Raw genomic sequence first — 25,118 nt, 5'->3', positions numbered from 1 at the left:
AGTAAGAGGCCTAGGAGAACGGGTGGGGCGGCCGCACGCTGCGTCCCACCGGAAATGACTATGGGAACCGCAGAAATCGGGAGTGACATCCTCACGGTGCACGCCACCCGGGTCGACGACGACGTCGTCAGCCGGTTTGCGACGTGCGCCAAAGCGCTCGGCCTGAAGGTGTACGAACGCCAACGGCCCGCGGACCTCACCGCGGCCCGCACCGGCTTCACCGCGCTCACCCGAATCGCCCACGAGCAGTGCGACGCCTGGATCGGCCTCGCCGCCGCCGGCGACACCTCGCCGCAGGTGCTGCGCAACGTCGCCGCCACCGTCAACACCGCCGGTCTCCTGCAGCGCAAGATCGAACTCGCCCCCAAGACGCTCGGGTTCACCTATGACACCGGGCTGTACCTGCAGCTGCGGGCATGCGAACCCGACGACTTCCGGATCGCCTACGCCGCCACCCTGGCCGCGGACGGTCAGCTCGCCGAGGCCGACGCCGTCGTCGCCGAGGTCGCCGAGCGGCGCCCGGACTGGCACGACGCCCGCTGGGTGCGCACCGCCATCCAGTTCCGCGCCGAGCGGTGGGCCGACGTGGTCAAGCTGCTGACCCCCATCGTCAACGACAAGGCGCTCGACGAGACGTTCGCCCACGCGGTCAAGGTCGCGCTGGGCACCGCGCTGGCCCGACTGGGCATGTTCGCGCCCGCGCTGTCCTATCTCGAGGACCCCGAGGGGCCCATCGCCGTCGCCGTGGTCGACGGTTCGCTGGCCAAGGCGCTGGCCCTGCGTGCGCACGGCCTCGAGGAAGACGCCGCCGAGGTGCTGCAGGATCTCTATGCGGCCAACCCGGAGAACGAGCAGGTGTCCGAGGCTTTGTCGGACCCGACGTTCGGCATCGTCACCACGACCGCGGCGCGCATCGACGCACGCACCGACCCGTGGGATCCCGAAACCGAGCCCACCGACGCCGATTTCGTCGATCCCGATGCGCACGAACGCAAGGCCGCGCTGCTGGCGGAGGCCGAAGAACAGCTCGGCGAATTCATCGGCCTCGAAGAGGTCAAGGATCAGGTCGCGCGGCTGAAGAGCTCGGTGGCCATGGCGCTGCTGCGCCAGGAGCGCGGACTGGCCGTCGCGCAGCGCTCCCATCACCTGGTGTTCGCCGGCCCGCCCGGAACCGGCAAGACGACCATCGCCCGTGTCGTTGCCAAGATCTACTGCGGCCTAGGGCTGCTGAAGAAGGAGAACGTCCGCGAGGTGCACCGGGCGGACCTGATCGGTCAGCACATCGGTGAGACCGAGGCCAAGACCAACGCCATCATCGACAGCGCCCTGGACGGCGTGTTGTTCCTCGACGAGGCCTACGCCCTGGTGGCCACCGGCGCCAAGAACGACTTCGGTCTGGTCGCCATCGATACCCTGCTGGCCCGCATGGAGAACGACCGCGACCGCCTCGTCGTCATCATCGCCGGCTACCGGGCCGACCTGGACCGCTTCCTGGACACCAACGAGGGTCTGCGCTCGCGCTTCACCCGCAGCATCGACTTCCCGTCGTACACCCCGGGCGAACTCGTCGAGATCGCGAGCGCCATGGCCCGCCAGCGCGACAGCGTGTTCGAGCAGGCCGCCCTCGACGACCTGCAGGTGCTGTGCAACCACCTGGCGTCGACAACCATGCCCGACGCCAACGGGGTGGACCGCCGCAGCCTCGACATCGCCGGTAACGGCCGCTTTGTCCGCAACGTGGTCGAGCGTTCGGAGGAGGAGCGCGAGTTCCGCCTCGACCATCTGGACACCTCCGCGACAGGCGGAGCGCATGAATTCACGGATGAGGAGCTGATGACCATCACCGCCAGCGATGTGAGCAACGCGGTCACGCCGTTGCTGCGCGGACTCGGCCTGACGGTGCCCGCATGAGCGGCACCGGACGTCGCCCCCTCGGCGAGGACGAGGGCGACAACCTCGAGGACCGGCGGTCCTTCGCGTCGCGGACCCCGGAGAACAAGAACCCCGAAGGGGTCACCTACCGCCGCGGTTTCGTCACCAAGCATCAGGTCACCGGCTGGCGCTTCGTGGTGCGCCGGTTGGCCTCGGGCGTCGCGCTGCACGACACCCGCATGTTGGTGGACCCGCTGCGCACCCAGACCCGCGGCGTGCTCGTCGGCGTCCTCGCTGTGGTGACGGGTTTGCTTGGCTGCCTGGTGTTCTCGTGGATCCGGCCCGGCGGCGACGTGGGCAACAGCGTGGTCCTCACCGACCGCGACAGCTCGGCGATGTACGTCCGGGTCAACGACCGGCTGCATCCGGTGCTCAACCTCACCTCGGCGCGCCTGATCGCCGGCGAGGCCGCCAAGCCCGCCGGCGTGCGCAGTGCCCAACTGGACAAGTTGCCGCGCGGCAACATGGTCGGGATTCCCGGCGCGCCCGAGCGGATGGTGCAGAACCCGGTGCGCGACGCGGACTGGACCGTCTGCGACGGCGTCGGCGCCACCAACCCTGGCGTCACCGTGATCGCCGGCGCCCCGGCCGAGGGCAGCGAGCGGGCCGCGGCGTTGGCCGAGGACGAGGCCATCCTGGTCGACGGCGGCGCGGGCACCTGGCTGCTGTGGAACGGCCGTCGCAGCGCGATCGACCTGGCCGACCGGGCCGTCACCGCGGCGCTGGGCTTCGAGGCCAATGTTCCTGCCCCCCGGTACATTTCGCCGGGCCTGTTCAACGCCATCCCGGAAGGCGCGCCGCTGCGCCCGCCGGCCATCCCGGAAGCCGGTGCCGCCCCGCAGTTCCCGCTGTCGGTCCCGGCACCGGTCGGCGCGGTCGTCGTGGCCTATGGCGCCGACGGCACCCTGCTGCACTACGCGGTGCTGCCCGACGGGCTACAACCGGTCTCCCAGACGTTCGCCACCCTGATGCGCAACACCGACTCCTTCGGGCTGGACCAGCCGCCGCGGCTGGATGCCGACGAGATCGCCCGGCTGCCGGAGTCGCGGCTGCTGGACACCGCAAGCTTCCCGGCGCAGCGGATGACCATCGTCGACGCCGACTCCGCGCCCATCAGCTGCGTGCGGTGGGCCAAGGCCGTCGACGCCAGCACCAGCTCCCTGAGCCTGCTGTCGGGTGCGGCCCTGCCGATCGCCGACGACGTGCGTCCGCTGGACCTGACGCCCAGCCGGTCCGGCATCACCGCCGCCCGGGTCGCGATGCCCGTGGGCACCGGCTTCTTCACCCAGACCGTGGGGCAGGAGCCCACCTCGCCGATCGCCGGCTCGCTGTTCTGGGTGGCCGACACCGGCGTGCGTTACGGCATCGAGGGTGCCAATCAAGACGAACTGGCCAAAACCGTTGAGGCACTGGGGTTGACCCCGCCCGCGACGGCCATCCCGTGGTCGGTTCTGTCACTGTTCAGCGCAGGTCCCGCACTGTCGAAGAGCGATGCGCTGACCGCGTACACCACGGGCGGGATGGAGAACCGATGAGCAGGTTGATTTTCGAGGCCCGTCGGCGACTGCCCCGGCCCGAGGTTCGCAAGGGCACCATCACCATCGAGGCGCCCCCGGAACTGCCGCGCGCGGTCCCGCCGTCGCTGCTGCGCCGGGCCCTGCCGTACATGATCGTGATCCTGATCGTCGGCATGATCGTCGCGATGGTGGCCACCGGGATGCGGCTGATCTCCCCGCAGATGCTGTTCTTCCCGTTCGTGCTGCTGCTGGCCGCGACTGCGCTCTACCGCGGCAACAACAACAATCTGCGCACCGAGGAGATCGACGCCGAGCGCGCCGACTACCTGCGGTACCTGTCGGTGGTGCGCGACAACATCCGCGCCCAGGCCGCCGATCAGCGCGCCGCGCTCCAGTGGTCGCACCCCGAGCCCGAGGAACTCGCGACCATCCCCGGCTCGCGGCGGCAGTGGGAGCGCGATCCGCACGACTCCGATTTCCTGCTGATCCGCACCGGCCTCAACGACGTTCCGCTGGACACCGGTCTGCGGGTCAAGGACACCGTCGACGAGATCGACCTGGAACCGGTGTCGCACAGCGCATTGCGCAGCCTGCTGGACGCGCAGCGCACCGTGCGCAACGCCCCGACCGGCCTGGACCTGACCAAGCTGTCCCGGATCACGGTGTTGGGTGACGCCGAGGAGGTGCACGCCGCGGTGCGGTCCTGGATCGCGCAGGCCGTCACCTGGCATGACCCCGGCGTCCTTGGGCTCGCCCTGGCCAGCCCAGAACTGGAATCCGACAGCTGGTCCTGGCTCAAATGGCTGCCGCACGTGGACATCCCGGGTGCGGTCGACGGCGTCGGGCCGGCGCGCTACCTGACCGCCAACCCCGACGAACTGATCGCCAAGATCGGGCCGGTGCTGGCCGAACGGCCGTTGTTCGACGGCGCGGACCCCGTGGCCCTGGGGCTGCGACACCTGCTGATCGTGGTGGACGACCCGGGTTACGACTTGTCGGCATCGGTGTTGTCCGCCGGTCTGGCCGGCGTCACGGTCATCCAGATCTCCGACACCCAGCCGCACCGCGAGCAGTACCCGGATCCGGAGAAGCCGGTCTTCCAGATCGCCGACGGCCGCATCGAGCGCTGGGGCGCCAAGGGCTGGCAGCCGGCGGTCAACAAGGCCGACGCGCTGTCCACCGACGAGGCCGCGCATCTGGCCCGGCTGTTGTCGCGGTGGGACTCCAACCCCACGCACGCCGGCCTGCGTTCGGCGGCGACCAGCGGCGCGACCTTCACGACGCTGCTCGACATCCCCGACGCGACGCAGCTCGACGTGCCGACGCTGTGGGCGCCGCGCCGCCGCGAGGACGAGCTGCGGGTCCCGATCGGCGTCACTGCCACCGGCGAGCCGCTGTACTTCGACCTGAAGGACGAGGCCGAGGGCGGGATGGGGCCGCACGGCCTGATGATCGGCATGACCGGCTCCGGCAAGTCCCAGACCCTGATGTCGATCCTGTTGTCGCTGTTGACGACTCATTCCGCGGACCGGCTGATCGTCATCTACGCCGACTTCAAGGGCGAAGCCGGCGCGGACATCTTCCGCAACTTCCCGCAGGTCGTCGCGGTCATCTCGAACATGGCCGAGAAGAAGTCGCTGGCCGACCGGTTCGCCGACACGCTGCGCGGCGAGGTGGCACGCCGCGAGACCATCCTGCGCGACGCGGGCCGCCGCATCCAGGGCAGCGCGTTCAACTCGGTCACCGAGTACGAGGCCGCCATCGACGCCGGGCACGACCTGCCCCCGATGCCGACGCTGTTCGTGGTCGCCGACGAGTTCACGTTGATGCTCGCCGACCACCCCGAGTACGCCGAGCTGTTCGATTACGTTGCGCGCAAGGGCCGCTCGTTCCGGATCCACATCCTGTTCGCGTCGCAGACGCTGGACGTCGGCAAGATCAAGGACATCGACAAGAACACGTCGTACCGGATCGGCCTGAAGGTGGCCAGCCCGTCGGTGTCGCGGCAGATCATCGGTGTCGAGGACGCCTACCACATCGAATCGGGCAAGGAGCACAAGGGCGTCGGCTTCCTGGTCCCGGCTCCCGGCGCCGACCCGATCAAGTTCCGCAGCACCTACGTCGACGGCATCTACGACCCGCCGCGGCGACCGAAGTCGATTGTGGTTCCGGCGGATCCACGCCCGCAGCTGTTCACCGCCACCGAGGTCGACGCCGACCAGGACATCGTCGTGGTCCCGGTCGCCAACAACGGTGAGGGCAGCTACAGCGGACCGCCGCAGAAGCTGATCGCCACCGTCGGGGATCAGCTGGCCACCTACGGCCCGCAGGCGCCCAAGCTGTGGCTGCCGCCGCTGGACGAGCCCATCGCGTTGGGCACGGTGCTCAGCAACGCCGGTGTCGGCGAGGGGCAGCTGCGCTGGCCGCTCGGCGAGATCGACAAGCCCTTCGAGATGCGTCGCGAGTCGCTGATCTTCGACGCCACGTCGCCGGCCGGCAACCTGGTGATCCACGGCGGCGCCAAGTCGGGCAAGTCGACTGCGCTACAGACGTTCATGCTGTCGGCCGCGGCGCTGCACTCGCCGCGCGAGGTGTCGTTCTACTGCCTGGATTACGGCGGCGGTCAGCTGAAGAACCTCGAGTCGCTGGCGCATGTCGGCAGCGTCGCCTCACCGCTGGAACCCGAGCTGATCCGCCGGACCTTCGGCGAGCTCGAGCAGTTGCTCGAGCAGCGGCAGCAGGCCGGGCCCGGTCAGGCCCACTCGCGGGTGTTCCTGGTCATCGACAACCTGTACGCATTCGGCCGGGACAACACCGACCAGTTCAACACCCGCAACCCGCTGCTGAACCGGGTCACCGAGCTGGCCAACAACGGTCTGGCCTACGGCATCCACGTCGTCATCACCACGCCCAACTGGCTGGAGGTGCCGCTGGCCATGCGCGACGGCCTCGGCATGCGGCTGGAGCTGCGGCTGCCCGACGCCCGCGACAGCAACGTCCGCGTCGTCGGCGCCCTGCAGCGGCCCGCCGATTCGGTGCCGTACGACCAGCCGGGTCGCGGCCTCACGATGGCCGCCGAGCACTTCTTGTTCGCCGCACCGGAATTGGGCCGCATCGCCGACATCAACGCCCGCTACCCGGAACTCCGGGCGCCGCGGGTGCGGTTGCTGCCCATCGACCTGTCGCCCGAGGCCGTCGCGCCGCTGTACCTCGGTGCGGAGCGCGTCGTGATCGGTCAGCGCGAGGCGGATCTGGCGCCGGTGCCGGTGGACTTCCGCGATCAGCCGCTGCTGATGGTGCTCGGGGACACGAAGTCCGGTAAGACGACGCTGCTGCGCCATCTCATCCGCACGGTGCGGGAGAACTCGACCGCCGACCAGGTGGCGTTCACCGTGATCGATCGTCGGCTGCACCTCGTCGAGGAGCCGTTGTTCCCGGACAACGAGTACACCGCCAACATCGACCGGATCACCCCGGCGATGCTGGGATTGTCGGCGATCATCGAGGGTCGGCGCCCGCCGGCCGGGCTGTCGCCGGCCGAGCTGGCCCGGTGGACCTACACCGGACACACCCACTACCTGATCATCGACGACGTCGACCAGATCCCGGACACCCCGGCGATCTCCGGACCGTATGTCGGACAACGGCCCTGGACGCCGCTGATCGGGTTGCTGTCGCAGGCCGCCGATCTGGGGCTGCGGGTCATCGTCACGGCGCGGGCCACCGGCTCCGGGCACGCCCTGATGACCAATCCGCTGATGCGGCGGATGAATGAGTTGCAGGCCACCACGTTGATGTTGTCCGGCAACCCACAGGACGGCGGCAAGGTCCGCGGTCATCGTTTCGCGCGGCTGCCCGCCGGCCGTGCGGTGTTGCTGGACGACACCGACACACCGACCCATGTCCAGCTCGTCAATCCGTTGATCGGCGTGAGTTCGCAACGAGGAAGGGAGTAACCATCATGACGCTTCGTGTGGTTCCTGAAGGCCTCGCGGCCACCAGTGCCGCGGTGGAGGCACTGACCGCGCGACTGGCCGCGGCGCACGCCGCCGCCGCGCCGCTGATCACCGCGGTCGTCCCGGCCGCGGCCGATCCGGTGTCGCTGCAGACCGCGGCCGGCTTCAGCGCCCAGGGCGCCGAACATGCCGGGGTCGCGGCCCAGGGTGTCGGCGAATTGGGCCGCGCCGGAATGGGTGTCGCCGAGTCCGGCGTCAGCTACGCCACCGGCGATGCCATGGCGGCCTCCACCTACCTGACCGCCCGCGGTGTCTGATGACCGCACCCATCTGGCTTGCCTCACCCCCGGAGGTGCATTCGGCGCTGCTGTCCAGCGGCCCGGGCCCCGGGCCGCTGATGGCCGCCGCGGGTGCGTGGAGCAGCCTCAGCGCTGAATACGCCTCGGCGGCAGCGGAGCTGACTGCGCTGCTCGGTCAGGTGCAGGCCGGGTCCTGGGAGGGGCCGAGCGCGCAGCAGTATGCGGCCTCGCATCTGCCGTACCTGGCCTGGTTGACGCAGGCGAGCGTGAACAGCGCGGGTATGGCGGCCGAGCAGCAGACGGCGGCGGCCGCCTACACGACGGCGTTGGCCACCATGCCGACGCTGGGGGAGATCGCCGCCAATCACGCCACCCGCGCCGCGCTGGTCGCCACGAACTTCTTCGGGATCAACACCATCCCGATCGCGGTGACCGAGGCCAACTACGCCCGCATGTGGGTGCAGGCGGCCACCACCATGAGCGTGTACCAGGCGATCAGCACCACCACGTTGGCGACGGCACCGCGGACCACCGTGGCGCCGTTCATCCTGACGCCGGGCGTCGGCGAGGCCGGTGCCGCGACGGCGAACATGATGCAGACCGCCAACCAGGCCCAGGCCGCCGACTCGGGTTCGGCGACAACGAATTCCAACATCATCTCCGACCTGCTCGGCGGTTACGGGGACATGATGGACCAGCTGTTCGGGCCCATCATCGACTTCCTCAAGGACCCGCTGGGCAACCTGCAGCAGCTGATCACGGACTTCCTGACCAACCCCGCGCAGGCGTTGGTGACCTGGTGGCCGCTGCTGTTCGCCGTCGGCTACCAGGCCATCTTCCAGCCCGTCGGCTGGACGACCTGGACGCTGATCGCGGCCTCCCCGGCGCTCATCCCGATCCTCATCGTGCTCGGCGCCGTCGGGCTCAACGAGATCCTGCAGCGGATGGAACCGCCGGCGCAGGAAGCACCCGCGGAGGAACCCGCCGCCGTGTCCTCCCCGCGCCCCGACAACATGCCGCTGGCCGGCCTGTCGCCGGCGCCGGCGCCCGCACCGGCTCCCGCTCCGGCACCGGCCCCCGCACCCGCCACCGCCGCGGGTGCGCCGCCACCGCCGCCGGCCGGCGTGGAGGTCGTCGCGTACGCGGTGCACGGCGGGAACCCGGAAGAGGGCGTCGGGCCCACCCTCAACGAGGGCAGCGGCGCGAAGGCCCCGGCCTCCGACATCGCCGCGGCCGCCGCGGTCGGCGCGTTGGCGTCCAGCCGGGCGAAGAGCCGGGCACGCCGGCGCCGGGGCGCGGCGGTCAAGGACCGCGGCCACCGCGACGAGTACATGACCATGGACGACGGACCGGGCCTTCCGCCGGAAGAACCGGCACCGCAGTCCGCGAGCCAGCCGAAACCCACCACCAAGGCCTCCGAACAGGGCGCCGGACGGCTGGGTGCGGCCGGTGGTTTCAGTGGGACCGAGGTCAAGGAGAACGTGGGCGAGGCGAGCGGTCTGACCACCCTCGACGACGACGCGTTCGGCAACGGGCCCACCACGCCCATGCTGCCCAACAGCTGGGGAGAGGGGGAACCACCTGAACGTCCGTAATGCACGAATCACCATGTTGTTCACAATGATTGGAGAACACCGAGTATGAGTCTTCTCGACGCTCACATCCCGCAGATCATCGCATCGGAGTCGGCCTTCGGCGCCAAGACGGCGCTGATGCGCAGCACCATCGCGCAGGCCGAGCAGGCCGCCATGTCGTCGCAGGCCTTCCACATGGGCGAGTCCTCGGCTGCCTTCCAGGCCGCCCACGCCCGCTTCGTCGAGGTGGCCGCGAAGGTCAACACCCTGCTCGACGTCGCACAGGTCAACCTCGGTGACGCCGGCGCGAGCTACGTCGCGCAGGACGCCGCCGCCGCCAGCACCTACGGAGGTTTCTGATGTCCCAGATCATGTACAACTACCCCGCCATGATCGGCCACGCCGGCGACATGGGCGCCTACGCGGGCACCCTGCAGGCCGTCGGTGCCGACATCGCCACCGAGCAGGCCGCGCTGCAGGGCGCCTGGCAGGGCGACACCGGCATGACCTACCAGGCCTGGCAGGCGCAGTGGAACACCGCGATGGAGGAGCTCGTCCGGGCCTACCGCGCGATGTCGATGACGCACGAGAGCAACACCATGGCCATGCAGGCCCGCGACGCCGCCGAAGGCGCCAAGTGGGGCTGACCCTGTGAGAACGCCTAATGCGGTCGAGTTGACCGTCGAGGGCGCCTGGTACATCGCGGATACCGTGGGCGCCGGCACCTTTCCCTGGGTGCTGGCGATCACGCCGCCGTACCAGGACGGTTCGGAGCGCGCGGCCTTCGTCGCGCGCCAAACCGAGCATCTGACCCGCCTGGGGGTGCTGGTCGGAGACAAGATCGATCCAGCGGTTCAGCAATGGATCCGGGTGGTGTGCTTCCCGGAGCAGTGGCTCGAACTGCGTTTCGTCGGCAGCGGGGCCGACGAGGGGGACCTGCTGCGGGGGATCGTCGCGCGCCGCGGTGAGCACACCGTGGTGGCGCTGCGGAACGCGCAGCTGGTCACCTTCACGGCGATGGACATCGCCGAACCGTACGGGCTGGTGCCGGTGGTGACGGTGGGCCTGTCGAATCGTGCCCCGGCACGGTTCGACGAGTTCGCCATGCCGGCCCGAGTCGGTGCCCGCGCCGACGAACAACTGCGCAAGGGCGCCGAATTGTCCAGCGTGCTGGACTATCTCGGGGTCCCCACCTCGGCGCACGCCGTGGTGCAATCGGTCTTCAGCGGCCCGCGGCGATACGTCGAGATCGTCGCGGGGCAACGCCGGGAGGCCACCCAGCAGACCACCGACGTCGGCGTTGCCGTCGTCGACACCGACGAAGGCCGGGTGTTGGTGAACCCGACCCGCGCCTTCGACGGCGAATGGATTTCCACCTTCGCGCCCGGCACGCCGTTTGCCATCGCGTTGGCCTTGCAGAACCTCACGGCGACGCTGCCCGACGGCCAATGGTTTCCGTCGGCGCCCATGGCCCGTGACTTCACCACCCAAAGAATCTGAAAGAGAACGAATAGATGACTGACACCTCCGGGGCGACCATTGCCACTCCGGTTCTGCCGATCGTGCGCGTGGCGGTCCTGGCCGAGAGCCGGATCACCGAGATCGCGTTGCCGGCCCAGGTGCCGCTGCGCGAGATCATGCCGGCCGTGCTGCGCCTGCTGCCGGACGACGAGGACGGGCAGGACAGCGGCGACGAGCCGACGACCCGTGGTCGGCTGAGCCTGGCGCCGATCGGGGGTGCCACGTTCTCGTTGGACGCCACCCTGGACACCGTCGGTGTTGTCGACGGCGATCTGCTTGCGCTGCAGCCGGTTCCGGCCGGCCCCGCCGCACCGGGCATCGTCGAGGACATCGCCGACGCGGCGGTCATCTTCTCCGAGTCGCGGACCCGGCCGTGGGGCACCGCCCACATCCAGCGCGCCGCGCGCGCGGCCGTCATCGTGCTGCTGTTGGCGGGCACCGGCTTCGCCGTGGCCCACCGCCTGCTCACCGGTGACGTCGCCGGGCTGTTCGCGGTGAGCGCCCTGGCGGCGGTGGCCGTGGTCGCGGCGCTGGCGCTGCGGGCCCGTGCCCAGCAGCCCGCCGTGGAACTGTCGATCGCCGCGCTGGTCCCGATCGCCGCGGCATTCGCGCTGGCCGTGCCGGGCGAATTCGGTGCGCCGCAACTGATTCTGGCTGCTGCCGGGGTGACGGCCTGGTCGTTGATCAGCACGTTCATCTCGGAACGCTCGCTGGGCTTCTTCACCGCCGGCACCGTCGTCGGATTCGGGGTGCTGGTGGCCTCGGCCGTCGCCGCGGTCTGGAGCGTGTCGCTGGTGGCGCTGGGCTGCGGCCTGATCGTGCTGGCGCTGCTGGTCACCGTGCAGGCCGCGCACCTTTCGGCGATGTGGGCCCGGCTGCCGCTGCCCGTCATCCCCGCACCGGGCGACCCGGCGCCGTCGGCTCCGCCGCTGAAGATCCTCGAGGACCTGCCGCGCCGGGTGCGCATCAGCGATGCACACCAGACCGGCTTCATCGCCGGCGCGGTGATCCTGTCGGTGCTGGGCTCGCTGGCCATCGCGCAGTCGCACTCGCCGGGCGTGTGGGGCTGGTACATCGTGATCGCGACCGCCGCCGCGGCCATCCTGCGGGCCCGCGTCTGGGACACCGCTGCGTGCAAGGCGTGGCTGTTGGCCCAGCCGTACCTGGTGGGCGTCGCGCTGATCATCACCTTCTCCGTTCAGGGCCGCTACCAGCTGGCGCTGTGGGCGCTGGTGGCGCTCGCGGTGGTCACCGTGGTGTGGATCTTCGCGGCCACCAACCCGAAATTCGCCTCGCCGGAGACCTACTCGCTGCCGATGCGGCGCTACGTGAGCTTCCTGGCCGCCGCCATCGACGCCTCGCTGATCCCCGTCATGGCCTACGGGGTGGGCCTGTTCACCTGGGTCCTCAATCGATGACCCGAGTGCTTCGTCGGGGGCTGCGGGCCACGGCGGCCGGATGCGCGGCCGCCCTGGTGATGAGCCCGGCAGCGTGGGCGATCAGCCCACCGACCGTCGACCCGGAGACCCCGCCGCCGGCCGGTACCACCGGCCCGGCCGCGCCGATGCAACAGCGCGGGGACTGCATCACGACCGGCGTGCTGCCGGGCTTCGACCCGGGCGCGGCCTCGCCGAATCAGCGGATGCTCAATCTCGAAGGGGCCTGGCGTTTCTCGCGGGGTGAGGGACAGACCGTCGCAGTGATCGACACCGGGGTCAAGCCGGGGCCCCGGCTGCCCAATGTCGACGGCGGCGGCGACTACGTCGCCAACGGCGACGGGCTGACCGACTGCGACGGCCACGGCACCCTGGTCGCCGGCATCATCGCCGGACAGCCGGGTGACGACGCCTTCTCCGGTGTCGCACCGGCGGCCCGGATCCTGTCGATCCGGCAGACCTCGCCGCGGTACTCACCCCGCACCAGCGGTGGCGACCCGATGCTCGAGCACGCCGTGGTGGACATCGCCTCGTTGGCGCGGGCCGTCGTGCGCGCCGCCGACCTCGGTGCCCGTGTCATCAACATCTCCTCGGCGACCTGCCTGCCCGCCGGCAGCGACGTGGACCAGGCCGCACTCGGCGCGGCGCTGCGCTACGCGGCGGTGGACAAGGACGCCGTCGTCGTGGCCGCGGCCGGCAACACCGGACCGAACGGCATCGCCGGCGGCCAGGCCTGCCAGCCCAATCCGCTTGGCGGTTCGACCAATCCGGAGGATCCGCGGAACTGGGCGGCCGTCGGGGCGGTGTCGACGCCGTCATGGTGGCAGCCCTACGTGCTGTCGGTGGGATCGCTGACCTCCGGCGGACAGCCCTCGGCCTTCACCATGAGCGGGCCGTGGGTCGGGATCGCGGCTCCGGGCGAGAACATCGTCTCGGTGAGCAACGGCGACGGTGGCCTGGCCAACGGTGTGCCGTCCGAGCGCGGGCAGATGTCCACGATCAGCGGCACCAGCTTCGCCACCGCCTACGTGTCCGGGGTGGCCGCACTGGTGCGCAGTCGTTTCCCGGAGATGCCGGCCAACCATGTCATCCAGCGGCTGACCCGCACCGCCCACAACGGGGCGCGCGATCCGTCCAACCTGGTGGGCGCCGGCACGCTGGACCCGGTGGCGGCGCTGACCTGGGAACTGCCGCCCCCGCCGCCCGGCGAATCGAAGACCACCCGCATCGCGGCGCCGGTAGTGGCCCCGCCCGAGAACCACACCCCGCGCAACATCGCGTTCGCCGGCACGGCAGCCCTGGCGCTAGCCGTTGCCGCCACGGCCTTCGCGGCGCACCGACGAAAGGAACGCTCCCAGTGAGGATTGCTTGGCCGGGAGCCGGTCGACTCACCCTGATGGCGTTGGCGGTGGTGCCCGCGGCCATGGCCTATCCCTGGCAGACCGTGACCGGTCAATGGGCCCTCGGAATCGCCGTGGTCGTGGTGATCATCCTGCTGGCCCAATGGCGCGGGATGTTCTTCACCACCATGCTCAAGCGGCGCATCGCGCTGCTCGGTGCGCGCGAATCCGGCGGCGGCGCCCACCAATTGGTGCAGCGCACCGAAGCCGACGCGCAGACCACCGCCGTGCTGCGGGTGCTGCCGGAAAGCGACGGCGACCTGCCCCTGGACGTCATCGCCGGTTACCTGGACCGGTACGGCCTGCGGTGCGAGGCGGTGCGGGTCACCAGCCGCAACACCCCCGGCGAGCGCACCACGTGGATCGGGCTCACCATGTCGGCGGCCACCAACCTGACCGAGCTGCAGGCGCGTTCGCCGCGAATCCCGCTGCGCGACACCGCGGAGGTCACGTTGCGCCGGCTCGCCGACCATCTGCGTGAACTGGGCTGGGCGGTCACCACTTCCGAGGTCGATGTGCCGGACATCCTCGGCCCGCAGGCCAAGCCGAAGTGGCGGGCCGTCCAGGACGGGGAGGGCAGCTACGTCACGGCGTACGCGATCGACGTCAACGACGCGTTGCCCGAGACGCTGGACAAGCTGTGGGCGTACTCTTCTCCGGAGGTGTGGACCGCGGTGCAGATCACCCCGGGTGTTCGGGTGGCGGCGGCCGCCGCGATCCGCACCGACGAGTTGCCCGACCGTGGCGGTGCACCGCTGGCGGGCCTGAACCCGCTGCGTGGCTACCAGCTGGAGGCGCTGGATGCGTTGTCGCCCAACGCCGCCGATCCGCTGCCCGGTGCCCGGGTGGGCACCGTCGACGTGGCCGCCCTGCGGTGGCCGGCCGGTGCGGAGAAGGTCAGAACATAACGGGGCGCAGGAATCGGGTCATCCGGCGCAGGTATTCCGGCTGACTGACGTGCAGGATGTGGTTGCCGGGGAACCAGTGGAACGCGCAACGGTCCCAGTGTTCCCACAACGCCTCGGCCTGTTCGGGTGGCGCCAGCCGGTCGCCCAGGCCGGTGATGATGAGCCGGCGATCCTTGGGCACCTTGGGCGCATAGTTCAGCGGCGAGTGGAACGCCGAGGCCTGCGCGGCTTCCTCCCTGCTGATCCCGCTGGCATGGCGGCCGAACTCCACCAGCTTGTTGGCCGGCCACCAGTCGTCGAACGCCGATTCCGGGTTCACCACAGGCACATTCGGGATGACGGCCTCCAACCGGTCCTCGACGCAGGCGATCAGCGACGAGGTGTAACCACCCAGGGACATACCCGTCAGCGCGATCTTGTCGACGCCGGTGGACTCCAGATAGTCCAGCACGGAGCGGAAGTCGTGGACCGCCTGCGCCATGGCCTCGGCCATGCCCGCCATCCCGTTGGAGAAGAAGCCGTACCCGCTGAACGGTGAGAACCGTTCGGCGCGGCGCCCGTGGAAAGGCAACGTGTAGAGCAACACGTCGAAACCGGTGCGGTAGAACCACGGCAGCGAGAAGAACAGGCCGTTGAACAGATACGGCGAACCGAGGAAGCCGTGGATGACGCACAGCGTGGGGTGCGGGCCGTCGTCGTGGCGCCAGTGCTGGGCGTGCACGACGTTGTTGCGGTTGAGCCCGCGCCACAGGTTGCGCATCTCGGGGTTGCGGGCTTCATAACTGCTTTGGAACTGCACGTGCCGAACGTCGCCATGGGCGACCTGGCGCGCGACGGGGTTGGCCGGTTGGACCGACACGCGCGGCTTGGCGGTGGGAGCCGGAAACGACGCCTCGGCGTCGCGTTGAGCTGCCAGGTCGGCATAGAACCGCAGGTGTTCGCGTTCGCGGCGGAGGTCGTTGCCCCGCAGCACCCCGGCGATGACCGGCGGCAGCATGGCCGCGCCCACCAGGGAGGCGATGCCGGTGCGTAACCCCAGGTCGGCCACCACGGACGCATCGACGATGGCCCGTTGCCCCAGCGTCAGTTCGGAGCGGTCCGGCAGGCCGCGCTCGCCGGCGTCGGCGCCGGGAACGTCGGGATAGGGGATCGGCGGGTCGACCGGGGGATCGGGTTCGGGCCGCACGGCGGCGGGGTCAGATGAGCCCATGTCCCCGATGGTAGCTGCGCGGGTGTCTCAGGACAGGCCGAACAGCCGGGCCCCGTTGCGGTAGAACACGTCGCGCAGCCAGTCATCGTCGCCGACACCGAGTTTGACCAGTGCGCGCATCGCGTCGGCGTAGCTGTACGGGATGTTCGGAAAGTCGCTGCCGAACAGAATGCGTTCGCCCAGATCGTGCAGTCGGTGCAGGTGGTCGACGGGAAACGGCATCATCTCCTCGGCGAACCCGGTGAAGGCCATGGTGGTGTCCAACCGGACCTGCGGGTGCGCCGCGCAGATGTCGAGGAACTCGACGTACTCGGGCATCCCCATGTGCGCGATGACGAGAACCAGCCGCGGGAAGCGGCGCAGCAGCTCCCGAATCGGTTCGGGTCCGGTGAACTCGCCGGGGGCCGGCCCCGAACCGCAGTGGATGACCACCGGCGTCGCGCTGTCCTGCAGGATTGCCCACACCCCGTCGAGCAGTGGGTCGTTCGGGCTGTACCCGCCGACCTGGATGTGTGACTTGAACAGCTTGGCGCCCTGGGTGATTGCCCGCTCGACGTAGGCCGGGGCACCGGCTTCGGGGTAGAACGTCGCGGTGCTCAGGCAGTCCGGGGTCTGCAGCGCGAATTGGTGGGCCCAGCCGTTGAGCCATTCGGCCATGTCCGGCTTGTGCGCGTACACCAGCGAGCTGAACGCGCGAACACCGAAGCGGCGCAGCGTATGTACGCGCTCCTCTTCGGCGGTGCGGTAGCGGATGGGCCATTCGCGCCCGGTCAGCGGTCCGGCCGAGTCGAAGTACCGCCACACCTTGTCCATCACCGATTTCGGCATGAAATGTGTGTGGACGTCGACGATGCCCGGCAGCTCCAACTGTTGCCAGATCTGCCGGACCGAGGCTATGTCATCCATGGCGAAATATCCTGGTTTGCGGTCGAATTGGAGGGCGCAGACTCAGTCCTGAACCGCGGCGATGGCTTCGATCTCCACGAGTTGATCGTCGTAGCCGAGGACCGTGACGCCGAACAGCGTGCTGGGAACGTCGTGCTCGCCGAAGGCGTCCCGGACGACCTCCCAGGCGGAGACCAAGTCGGCCTGTCGGGACGAGGCCACCAGCACTCGGGTGCTGATGACGTCCTGCAGGGTGGCGCCCAGGGCCCCGAGTGCCGCTGTCAGCGTTTCTACGCACTTTGCGGCCTGGCCGGCGTAGTCGCCGACATTGGCGGTGGAGCCGTCGGCGTTCAGCGGGCAGGCGCCCGCCAAGAAGATCAGGCGTGCGTCGTCCGGCGCGGTGGCCGCGTAGGCGTACTCGGCGACGTCGGACAGCGCCGAGGAGCGGATGAGCGAGACGACTTTGGGCATTGGCACCCTTTCTGCGGTATCCACCCCAACCTAGTGGTCCTGTCAGAAAGCTCGAGTCGGTACAGGCGGCTACGACGACTGTCGGGGAGCCGCCGCCCTTCTAGGAGGGCAGGCCGGCCTGACCGCGCTCGTGCAGGATCTCCAGTGGGTCGAGTGTGTCCCAGACCGTGCTGTAGAAGGTCTCCTTCAGCGCGGCCGCGGCGACCTCCACATTGGCCAGGTCGGCCGCCTGGTCGTAGCCGTAGTAGACGATCCCGATAGGCGGCAACGTCAGCAGCAGTTGGTTGATTCCCACCTGCGCGACGCTCTGCTCCGGGTCGGCGGCGGCCGCGGCGATGTGCAGCAGCGGGATGGGCAGGTTCACCCACGGCACCATCTGACTCACCCGGTAACCGGCCTCGAAGCCCTCGCGCACAAACGGGTCGATGGAGTCCGGGCTGACGTCCAGCATGGCGCTGCGGATGTCGAGGAACGGGCCGAACATCCCGGCCGGGGTGGGCTCGGGGTCGTTGGGGCGGAACGGATTCGAAAACAGGTCGTCGGTGTCGTCGCCGGTGCTCGCGGAGGTGGCGGCGTCCGGGGTGATGGCCGCCGTCGGGGACTCCTGGGGGTTCAGCGTTTGCGCGGCCGCGGCGGCCCGCGAAGCCAGCCTCAGGCGTTCGGGCGTGGTCTCGGGGGCGGCGCCGATGTCCGCAGGGACGACGTCGTCCTCGACAGCATCCTCGTCGATACCCTTGGCCTTCGCGGCCTTGTCGAATCGCTTCTGCAGGTCCTTGACCGCCTCGGCCGGGTCGAACTGGGCGACCCGCTCGGCCCGCTCCGCACGGGCCTCACGGGCATTCTGCGCCACCTTGGTGACCCGCTGCTCCAGCCTCGCGGCCGCCTTGCCAAGGCGCGTCGACGGCTCCGTCTTCGAGCTCGTGGATTCGGTCGAGGTGCTCTCGGACTTGCTGTCCGAGGCGGTGTCGGTGCCGTCGGCGTGCGCGAGCGGCGCACCGCCCACCGCGACCGCCACACCGACGCCGGCGGCGACCGCCGCGCTGCTCAGATACCGGACAAACTTCGGTGCCGTCATTGCCATCCTTCCCAGAGGTCACAGGCATCGTAAGCGGCGACGCGAGGTGGGGCCGCGCGAGTGTTGTGGTACGAGTGAGGAGTGACTCGTCGGACCGCAGTGACGGCTGTGGCGGCCGCTGTGCTGTACGTGGTGCTGTGGGTCGGCTTCGCGCTGGAATGGTCGTGGCTGACGACGTTCGACGGGTGGTTCCTGGACCCGATGCGCGACTTCGGTGTCGCGCATCCGGCCTGGGTGGCGCTGTGGGACGCGTTCTGCATCCTCCTCGGGCCCGCCGTCTTCCGGTTGCTGACCCTGATCCCCATCATCTGGCTACTGGTGCGCGGCGACCGCGCCGCGGCGCTGTTCTTGTTCGTCAGCGTCGAACTCAACGGCGTGGTCATCGAGGTGGCCAAGTACCTCGCGGATCGCCCGCGCCCGGAGACCGCGATGGTGGAGGCGTGGTCGACGTCGTTCCCGTCCGGGCACGCCCTCGGCGTCTTGGTGAGTGTCCTGGCGCTGCTGACGGTGTTGCTGCCGATGGTGGCCCCACGCTGGCGGCGGCCGCTGATGGTGGCCGGGGCGGTGATCGTCGTCGCCATCGGGTGGGGCCGGGTGGTCCTCAACGTCCACCACCCCTCCGACGTGCTGGCCGGCTGGGCGCTGGGTTACCTGTACTTCCTGGCGTGTCGGCCGCTGCTCACGGTAGGGGGCGGAAGACCGGCAACACTCGATACAGCGACGTGAACGACGCGTGGTCGATCTCGTCGCCGACTTCCCCGTCCCGGGCGACGGGGGTGGGTTCGTCGCTGCGAAAGCTGAACTCCGGGGCCTGGATCTCGTGGTAGAGCGGGCTACGTTCCAGCCGCCCGAGCGCCAGCGCGGTCAGGATGCGGGTTCGTGCGAAGCGCCGGCCGGTCTCCAGGATGCGCACGTCGATCAGGCCGTCGTCCATCCGGGTGCGTCGTGACGGGGCGAATCCCGTTGGCAGATACACCGAATTGCCCAGGAAGAACAATGACGTCTGCAGGGTCTTGTTGTCGTAGCTGATCTGTACGGGCTCGCCGTGGCGCAGCGTGTGCAGCATGGCGTAGGCCCCGGCGACCTTCTTGCCCAGGCGCCGTTCCAGCTTCTCGCGGGTCTGGACGAACAGGGGGTAGGCGCCGATGCTGGCGGTGTTGATCACCATGTGTTCCTCGTTGAGGCACACCAGGTCCACGCAGGCCACCGTGCCGTTGCGGATGGCCTGCACCGTGTCGGCGACGGTGGGGCAGCCGATGTCCTTGGCGAAATGGTTGAAGGTGCCGGCCGGGAACACCGCCAGCGGCAGCTTGGCTTCCACGGCGATGGCGGCGGCGGTGGAGACGGTGCCGTCGCCGCCGCCCACGGCGAGCACCTCGGCGCGTTCGGCCGCGGACTTCAGCACCTCGACGGGGTCGTCGTCGGCGTCGAGTTCGACGATCTCCGCGCGCGGCAGCGCCTCGCGGACCTCCTCGATGACTTCGGCGCCGGTGCCGCTGCCGGAGGCGGGGTTGACCACGAGGACCACCCCGGCGCCGTCGGGCCGCGGCGGGGTGTCCACGACCAGTGGTTCGGTGCTGGGCAGTTGCGTCTCCACGATGGGCGGGACGAGTTTGCCGCCGACGACGGCGATGGCCGCGCCCAGCCCGAATCCGGCCAGCACGTCGCCGGGGTAATGGGCGCCGGTGGCGACCCGGGACAGGCCCACCAGCCCGCCGAGCAGCGCCAGGCCGAAGCCGATGGGCGGGTTCTCCAGGCCGACCGCCACCGCGAAAGCCGCCGCGCTCGCGGAGTGCCCCGACGGCAGCGAGTTCGACGTGGGGAAGCGCTTGATCTGCCGGGGCAGCGGCACCGACGTCCGGCTGGGCCGGTCGCGTCTCCAGACCCGTTTGGCCACCTGGTTGGTGACCAGGCTGGTGACCGCCAGCGTGACGACGCCGCGCGTGGCCGCGCGCTGGGCGTTGGGCCGACCTGAGGCGACCAGCGCCGCGGCGATGGCCAGCCACAGCTTGGAGTGGTCGGCCGCCCGGGTCAGCGGTGGCATCACGGTGTCCAGCAGGGGTGTGGGCGAGTTGGCGATGGCGTCGAACACCTCGCGGTCCAGGGTCCCCATCCCCTGGGTGATCCGTTGAAGTCCGCGCGCGCGTTGCCAGGGCAGGTTCATCTGACCCAGGCTAATGGTGTTTGCTCAGCGGCTGGGGTCGTCGTCGGTTTTGGCGGTTTTCTTCTCGTTGGGGACCACGATGCGCCGGGTGGCGACGGTCTTGCCTTCGACCTGCTTGGACACGGTCGGGGCGGTCGGCGGGGCCGACACGCGGCCCTGGACCGGTGCCCCGTTCTTGACCGACGGCACGGTGACCTTCTTGGTGGCGGTCTTGTCGTCCTTGGCGTCGCCGCCGCCGCGGGCCATGGCACCCGGCGGCATCATCGGGTAGCCGCCCATGCCGCCCATGTGGCCGGGCATCGACGCGGGGACCGCCGGTGCGACGGACATCATCGCCGCCCGTCCGGAGGTGGGTGCCGTGGCGCCCGACGGAGTGGCCGCCGGCCCCAGCGTGGACATCGGGACGGTGCCGCCGTAGCCGCCACCGCCGCCACCGCCTCCGCCGCCGGCCTCGAGATCACCTGCGCCGCCGCCGAATTCGTCACCCAACGCCGACGCCTCGAAGGCTTCGGCGCCGAGGCCCTCGCTGTCCTGCAACGCGCCCATGCCCTGCTGCATCAGGCCCTGCATCGACTGGGCGAGCTGTTGGGGGATCTCGGTCAGCGGCTTGAGCGCGCCACCCAACGCCCCGGCGATGCCACCGGCGATGCCGCTGGCCATCTGCGGGATCTGCTCGGCCATCTTGTTGACCTCTTGGAATTGAGCTTGGCCCTGGACCTCGTTTTCGGGGAAGCCCGTCAGCGCGTTTTGCGCCAGCCTTTGGCGTTCGGCGTAGCCGGCCTGGCCGGCGGCGATGTCCGCCGGATCGTCGGCGTTGGCGGCGGTCTGCAGGGTTACCAGCAGCTGCTCGGTCCAGACCATCGCCGGGCCGATCATGTCGGAGGGGATGCCCGGGGGCGGCGGGACGCCATACACCGCCGCGTAGTCGTCGCTGTTGTAATGGATTTCATTTTCGCTCATCGGCGGTCCCCTCCCGTCGCCATGTGCAGCGCCAAGAACCAGGCGAAGTGATAGTTCAAGGTCGTGGGCCGCTGCGCGATCAACGCGTCGATGGCGGCGAGCAACTGCCAGTTGCCGACGGCGTTCGGGTCTGCCTCGGGGTAGGCGCGGAGCACGGATTCGGCGGTGGCGGTGAGGTGTTGGTGCAGCAGGTCGGCCTCGGTATCGAGGATGCCGGTGCCGGCGACCCCGGCCTTGGCCAGGGTGTGGGCCAGGCGGGGTAGGCCGTCGCGCCAGTTGGTGGCCTGGGTGAGCTCCCAGTTGATGTCGTCGACTTCCGGCAGGTCGCGGGCGCGCAGGGACATCGGGGCCGGCGGCACGTCCTTGGGGTCGGGGATGAACTGGCCGGGAGACCAGGTCTCGATGATGGCCGCGCCGGCGAGCAGTGCTTCGAGGCCGTTGCGGCGCGCTGCGGGCTCGAGAAGCGTCAGCCCGGTGGGGATTTCGACGTGCGGTGGGATCCACCCGCCAGCGAGGTCGGTGACCAGGACGGTGGTGCCGTCGTCGCGTTCGCCGACGGCCCAGCGCAGCTTGGGTTCCTGGCGGGCGACGGCCTCGAGGAGGTTCTGCAGGCGGGTCCGGGTGGCGGCCTCGGCCGAGAGGGCGCCGGTGACGGCGCCGGAAGTGGCTGCGGCGGTGGCGGTTTCGGTCAGACCCATGGGGACGGAGCTGGTGGCCGCCGGGGTGGGTGCCTGACGGACGACGGGTCCTTGTTGGTGCAGCGCGTTGGCGCTGGCCGCGGACGTCGGGGCCGACGCCGGGGCGGCGGCCGGCGGCAGGGGAGCCGAGGACGCGACAGGGGCGGCCATGGCGGCGGGGCGCAGGTCGGCGCCGTAGGCCGGGAGCGGGCCGCCGGACATGACGGGGGCGGCCGGGGCCATGGTGGCCATCGGGGCGATGGGCGCGGCGTACATGGTGGGGGCCGGGGCCATGGTGCTGTGCGCGGCGTATCCGGTGGAGCCGCCGGCGTGCGGGGCGGCCTCGGCCATGGCGAACCCGGAGCTGGGGGTGGTCCCCGGGGAGAAGTTTCCGCCGCCGGTGGGCGCGGCGAAGTCCGGGGTGGCCGCCGGCGGCCGGAAGGCGGTGTCCATGACGTTCTGGGTCAGCGCCCCGGTGCCCTGCGACATCGGCGCGCCCACATCCATGCCCCGGGTGAAGCTGTCCGCCAGCTGCTGCGGACCCAACGGGGTCGAGGGGGCAGAGGGGGCCGAGAACGCGGGGGCGTTCACCGCAGACGCGACCCCGCCGCCGGCGGCTCCGGTCGAGGGACTCCGGCGTCGGGGAGGGAGGGGGCGGGGGTGTTTAGGGCGGGGGCGGGGGTTGCGGGGGGAGAGGCGAACTCCCAGGTAGGACGTTCTCTGAGGGAGGGGTGTATCCGGCGTCCAAAGGGGGGCCGTGCGGAATAGATGACTCTGGAGTTAGACCGCCAGGCTGAGCTGCACTTGGCGCGCTTTTTGCAGAAGTAGCGGGGCCGGCACCGGCTATTCCGTCTGCAGTTCGGTCCGACGGCGGGGAGAAGGGCGGTCCCGAGGCCGCGGAATTCTTAACGGTACTTTCGACGAGGGCACGGAGACTGTCTTGGTCGACCGGTTCGGGTTTCTTGAGGTTGATCCCGTTCGCGGCCGCGAACTCCTCTGGCGACCGGTTATCTCCTTGCGCTGTGAGTACTTCCTGGATTGCTTCTAACACACTGGATCCCCGAGTGGTGGCCTTGTGTGTGGCGTAAGTTGAATGTTTCTCGATTGCGGCGACGACCTCAGCGATGATCTGCGGCGCTGGTTTCTTCGACTGGAGGATAGTTTTGATTTCCTGATCGGCGTCTGCGCCGATCTGTAGAAGTTCTGATCGTAGTCCTCGGAGCGATTCCGTAGCGGTGGCGTAGGACGACTTTTTGACGCTGTTTCGGCCGGCAACATCCCCGGCGTTTTTCTCGGATTGGTGCACCGCGGTGCGGGTGGCGTCGGCGGTCATGCCACGCAACGATGAAAGCGTGCTTGTCCGTGTCGTATGAAGTTGATTTTCGTAATCCTGGTATGCCACCTCGATTCCGGCTCTGTTGCGTGCTGAATTAGCGGCGGAGGTAACCGAAGACTCGTTCGGTAAGTGCGGCCCGATCACGATTTGGGCCCACGGGCTGAGTGACTGGCTGGGAATCATCCACACGCCCGCCTGACTACTTCTTCGGCGGCATCCACGGACTTTTTTATAGGCTCAATATCATCTTCTGATGCGTTGGCTAAGTGAGCCAACACCGCTTCGTAGTAGGAAGAGATAAGTCGCTTGAATGCATCGGCTAACTCTTCGGGTGTCGCTGGATTCTCGCGTAGCGACGACTGTAGGTAATCAGCGGCAGCGTCGAACACGACCTGTGTTTCGACTCCCAATACATACGTCAGGGTGGAGTCGGGGCTGTTCTTTCCTCCGACATGAAGTATCGCGGTGAGGCTATGGTTCCATGCCTCGCACATCGCCTGCTCTGCTGTTGCTATTTCCTGTTCGCTGAACTGAGGTGTGTCGGGTTGAGCTTCTGGCTCTTGCGGCGGGCGCAACCACGCCGCTATGGCAAGGGCGACTGCCAGGAGAGCAATAGCGGTAGAGAGGATCACAGGCGCACGCGAAGGGCGTGAGGCTGAGGTTCCCTGCGGTTGCCAGGGTGCGGGAGCAGGTGGCATGCCTCCGTGGGGTGTGTATGACACTCAGTGATGGTATCGCCGATCACGGCGGAGGCTATTCACTGTTTGGATACAGGTCTCGGGGCGAGTGAAACCGCAGTCGTCCACGTCTGACCCACGGCCTTGAACCCAGATTTGCCGAAGTGTTCTTGCCCACAGCGAGAACACGGGCCGTGGATGCGGTCACAGAGTTGCAGTCGTCGTCGGTCGATGCTGTCAGGCAATGGCACGGCGAATGTGGGTCGCCGTTAGCTAGCGGCATGCAGCGTAAAGCTGTGCATCTGCCTCATCCATTTCTTCATTAGAGTTCTTAAACTCGGACTGAGGCGCATTACCGAGCTGGGAAATAGCGGTGTCGTAGTAGGCTGACGCAAGTTTCTTCACATCGGCCGCCATGCTGCTGGGTACTGCTGGTTGCTCTCTGAGCGTATCGATTAAGTAGTCTGCAGACGCATGAAACGCAAGTCTCGTGTTGACCGCGACGAGATAAGCGTGGTTTGGGTCGGTATCGGACTTTTCGCCGGTGGACCGTATTGCTCGGTAGGTTTTGTTCCACGCCTGACACATTTCCTGCTTCGCATCGGCGATTTCTTGCTCACTGAACTGTGGCGTCGGGTCATTCGCGTCGGACTCAGCCGTCACACGAAACCAGGCAGCGGCCGCTACGACTGACGCAATGAGCGCAACACTCGCGGTCAGTGCCAAGGCAAGGTAGGAATACCCCTTCCTTTGCCGTGGGGTTTGGGGTTGCCAATGTGGTGTGGTCGGCGGCATGGCTCCGTGCGGGGGATTTGACATCCGGTGATCGTAACGCTGCGCTGGCTGGCGCAGTGAACGGTTCGAAGTCGCGGAATGTCAGTCGGCATGGTCAGCGTCTTATGACGCGTGGTCCCTACGGCCGAGGGCAGATGCTTTCGTATCGGTGCCGCTATTGGTGTTAACGCTATAGCACAGTTCACCATCCGCGGTTGCGATTTCGAGTCCCGCACAGTGGTGTAGCGTGATTGCTGAGTTCGCCATTGTGTCGGTGAGGGTTGTGACGTGGCCGCCGCGTGAACCTTCGAGTCAACCTTCCACAGGGTTCTCGGAGGAGCATCAC

Annotated in this window: 21 protein-coding genes; 12 read left to right on the top strand and 9 right to left on the bottom strand. The window is 69.1% G+C overall.

Annotation, left to right across the window (positions count from 1 at the left end; translation table 11 throughout):
• Positions 1–60: 60 nt before the first annotated feature.
• From eccA to eccE, 11 genes are read left to right on the top strand one after another with little or no spacing between them, the layout of a single operon-like run.
• A complete protein-coding gene (gene eccA / locus R2K23_RS20760) occupies positions 61–1,911 on the top strand; it encodes a type VII secretion AAA-ATPase EccA (protein ID WP_316512247.1) in 1,851 nt (616 codons plus the stop codon).
• Positions 1,908–3,467, top strand: coding sequence for a type VII secretion protein EccB (eccB, locus tag R2K23_RS20755; protein WP_316512245.1), 1,560 nt, complete (start codon positions 1,908–1,910; stop codon positions 3,465–3,467). Before eccA ends, eccB begins: the two co-directional genes overlap by 4 nt.
• Positions 3,464–7,405, top strand: coding sequence for a type VII secretion protein EccCa (gene eccCa / locus R2K23_RS20750; RefSeq protein ID WP_316512243.1), 3,942 nt, complete (start codon positions 3,464–3,466; stop codon positions 7,403–7,405). The genes eccB and eccCa overlap by 4 nt, the downstream gene beginning before the upstream one ends.
• Before the next feature lie 5 nt (positions 7,406–7,410).
• Entirely contained in the window at positions 7,411–7,722 is a 312-nt protein-coding gene (locus R2K23_RS20745) for a PE family protein (protein ID WP_316512242.1), read from the top strand.
• A complete protein-coding gene (locus R2K23_RS20740) occupies positions 7,722–9,299 on the top strand; it encodes a PPE family protein (protein ID WP_316512240.1) in 1,578 nt (525 codons plus the stop codon). The genes R2K23_RS20745 and R2K23_RS20740 overlap by 1 nt, the downstream gene beginning before the upstream one ends.
• 45 nt (positions 9,300–9,344) lie before the next feature.
• The gene (gene esxG / locus R2K23_RS20735) at positions 9,345–9,638 is read left to right on the top strand and encodes a type VII secretion system protein EsxG (RefSeq protein WP_316512238.1); all 294 of its coding nucleotides are present in this window, start codon (positions 9,345–9,347) and stop codon (positions 9,636–9,638) included.
• Positions 9,638–9,925: a WXG100 family type VII secretion target gene (locus R2K23_RS20730; RefSeq protein ID WP_126335613.1), complete on the top strand. Its 288-nt coding sequence runs from the start codon at positions 9,638–9,640 to the stop codon at positions 9,923–9,925. Before esxG ends, R2K23_RS20730 begins: the two co-directional genes overlap by 1 nt.
• Before the next feature lie 4 nt (positions 9,926–9,929).
• A complete protein-coding gene (locus R2K23_RS20725; RefSeq protein WP_316512232.1) occupies positions 9,930–10,778 on the top strand; it encodes an ESX secretion-associated protein EspG in 849 nt (282 codons plus the stop codon).
• Positions 10,779–10,816: 38 nt separating this feature from the next.
• The gene (eccD, locus tag R2K23_RS20720; RefSeq protein ID WP_316517447.1) at positions 10,817–12,217 is read left to right on the top strand and encodes a type VII secretion integral membrane protein EccD; all 1,401 of its coding nucleotides are present in this window, start codon (positions 10,817–10,819) and stop codon (positions 12,215–12,217) included.
• Complete coding sequence (gene mycP / locus R2K23_RS20715; RefSeq protein WP_396892471.1) at positions 12,214–13,596, top strand: type VII secretion-associated serine protease mycosin; 1,383 nt, start codon at positions 12,214–12,216, stop codon at positions 13,594–13,596. Before eccD ends, mycP begins: the two co-directional genes overlap by 4 nt.
• Positions 13,593–14,543 (top strand): type VII secretion protein EccE, encoded by a 951-nt coding sequence (eccE, locus tag R2K23_RS20710; protein WP_316512231.1) that lies wholly within the window; start codon positions 13,593–13,595, stop codon positions 14,541–14,543. Before mycP ends, eccE begins: the two co-directional genes overlap by 4 nt.
• Here the strand turns inward: eccE and R2K23_RS20705 are convergent.
• The 4 genes from R2K23_RS20705 to R2K23_RS20690 all read right to left on the bottom strand — a co-directional run bounded on the left by R2K23_RS20705 (position 14,533) and on the right by R2K23_RS20690 (position 18,184).
• Entirely contained in the window at positions 14,533–15,753 is a 1,221-nt protein-coding gene (locus tag R2K23_RS20705; protein WP_316512229.1) for an alpha/beta hydrolase family protein, read from the bottom strand. The two genes, eccE and R2K23_RS20705, sit on opposite strands and share 11 nt — an antisense overlap.
• 27 nt (positions 15,754–15,780) lie before the next feature.
• Positions 15,781–16,659: an amidohydrolase family protein gene (locus R2K23_RS20700; protein ID WP_316512227.1), complete on the bottom strand. Its 879-nt coding sequence runs from the start codon at positions 16,657–16,659 to the stop codon at positions 15,781–15,783.
• A gap of 42 nt (positions 16,660–16,701) precedes the next feature.
• Positions 16,702–17,109: a RidA family protein gene (locus tag R2K23_RS20695; RefSeq protein WP_316512225.1), complete on the bottom strand. Its 408-nt coding sequence runs from the start codon at positions 17,107–17,109 to the stop codon at positions 16,702–16,704.
• 100 nt (positions 17,110–17,209) lie between these two features.
• The gene (locus R2K23_RS20690; protein WP_316512224.1) at positions 17,210–18,184 is read right to left on the bottom strand and encodes a hypothetical protein; all 975 of its coding nucleotides are present in this window, start codon (positions 18,182–18,184) and stop codon (positions 17,210–17,212) included.
• A gap of 81 nt (positions 18,185–18,265) precedes the next feature.
• Between R2K23_RS20690 and R2K23_RS20685 the strand changes: the two genes are divergently transcribed.
• A complete protein-coding gene (locus tag R2K23_RS20685) occupies positions 18,266–18,910 on the top strand; it encodes a phosphatase PAP2 family protein (RefSeq protein WP_316512222.1) in 645 nt (214 codons plus the stop codon).
• On the opposite strand, the gene R2K23_RS20680 is transcribed toward R2K23_RS20685, so the two are convergent.
• From R2K23_RS20680 to R2K23_RS20660, 5 genes are all read right to left on the bottom strand, one after another.
• Positions 18,864–20,348, bottom strand: coding sequence for a bifunctional phosphatase PAP2/diacylglycerol kinase family protein (locus R2K23_RS20680; protein WP_316512220.1), 1,485 nt, complete (start codon positions 20,346–20,348; stop codon positions 18,864–18,866). The genes R2K23_RS20685 and R2K23_RS20680 overlap by 47 nt on opposite strands.
• A gap of 24 nt (positions 20,349–20,372) precedes the next feature.
• Complete coding sequence (locus tag R2K23_RS20675; protein ID WP_316512219.1) at positions 20,373–21,308, bottom strand: hypothetical protein; 936 nt, start codon at positions 21,306–21,308, stop codon at positions 20,373–20,375.
• Positions 21,305–22,576 carry a DUF5631 domain-containing protein gene (locus tag R2K23_RS20670; protein ID WP_316512217.1) on the bottom strand — a complete coding sequence of 424 codons (1,272 nt, stop codon included), beginning with the start codon at positions 22,574–22,576 and terminating at the stop codon, positions 21,305–21,307. The genes R2K23_RS20675 and R2K23_RS20670 overlap by 4 nt, the downstream gene beginning before the upstream one ends.
• A gap of 924 nt (positions 22,577–23,500) precedes the next feature.
• Complete coding sequence (locus tag R2K23_RS20665) at positions 23,501–23,953, bottom strand: hypothetical protein (protein ID WP_316512215.1); 453 nt, start codon at positions 23,951–23,953, stop codon at positions 23,501–23,503.
• A 318-nt stretch (positions 23,954–24,271) separates the two neighbouring features.
• Entirely contained in the window at positions 24,272–24,817 is a 546-nt protein-coding gene (locus R2K23_RS20660) for a hypothetical protein (RefSeq protein WP_316512214.1), read from the bottom strand.
• Positions 24,818–25,118 lie beyond the last annotated feature (301 nt).

The organism is Mycolicibacterium sp. MU0050, assembly GCF_963378085.1.
GTDB classification, from domain to species: Bacteria; Actinomycetota; Actinomycetes; order Mycobacteriales; family Mycobacteriaceae; genus Mycobacterium; species Mycobacterium wendilense.
Note: the sequence above shows the minus strand (reverse complement) of the source record. Positions and strands in the feature narration are given on the sequence as shown.

Coding starts and splice junctions, on each gene's coding strand:
- R2K23_RS20740 (WP_316512240.1), top strand. CDS start 7,722: ATGACCGCACCCATCTGGCTTGCCTCACCCCCGGAGGTGCATTCGGCG.
- R2K23_RS20700 (WP_316512227.1), bottom strand. CDS start 16,659: ATGGATGACATAGCCTCGGTCCGGCAGATCTGGCAACAGTTGGAGCTG.
- R2K23_RS20695 (WP_316512225.1), bottom strand. CDS start 17,109: ATGCCCAAAGTCGTCTCGCTCATCCGCTCCTCGGCGCTGTCCGACGTC.
- eccCa (WP_316512243.1), top strand. CDS start 3,464: ATGAGCAGGTTGATTTTCGAGGCCCGTCGGCGACTGCCCCGGCCCGAG.
- R2K23_RS20680 (WP_316512220.1), bottom strand. CDS start 20,348: ATGAACCTGCCCTGGCAACGCGCGCGCGGACTTCAACGGATCACCCAG.
- R2K23_RS20705 (WP_316512229.1), bottom strand. CDS start 15,753: ATGGGCTCATCTGACCCCGCCGCCGTGCGGCCCGAACCCGATCCCCCG.
- R2K23_RS20675 (WP_316512219.1), bottom strand. CDS start 21,308: ATGAGCGAAAATGAAATCCATTACAACAGCGACGACTACGCGGCGGTG.
- eccA (WP_316512247.1), top strand. CDS start 61: ATGGGAACCGCAGAAATCGGGAGTGACATCCTCACGGTGCACGCCACC.
- mycP (WP_396892471.1), top strand. CDS start 12,214: ATGACCCGAGTGCTTCGTCGGGGGCTGCGGGCCACGGCGGCCGGATGC.
- R2K23_RS20690 (WP_316512224.1), bottom strand. CDS start 18,184: ATGACGGCACCGAAGTTTGTCCGGTATCTGAGCAGCGCGGCGGTCGCC.
- eccB (WP_316512245.1), top strand. CDS start 1,908: ATGAGCGGCACCGGACGTCGCCCCCTCGGCGAGGACGAGGGCGACAAC.
- R2K23_RS20730 (WP_126335613.1), top strand. CDS start 9,638: ATGTCCCAGATCATGTACAACTACCCCGCCATGATCGGCCACGCCGGC.
- R2K23_RS20660 (WP_316512214.1), bottom strand. CDS start 24,817: ATGTCAAATCCCCCGCACGGAGCCATGCCGCCGACCACACCACATTGG.
- esxG (WP_316512238.1), top strand. CDS start 9,345: ATGAGTCTTCTCGACGCTCACATCCCGCAGATCATCGCATCGGAGTCG.
- R2K23_RS20745 (WP_316512242.1), top strand. CDS start 7,411: ATGACGCTTCGTGTGGTTCCTGAAGGCCTCGCGGCCACCAGTGCCGCG.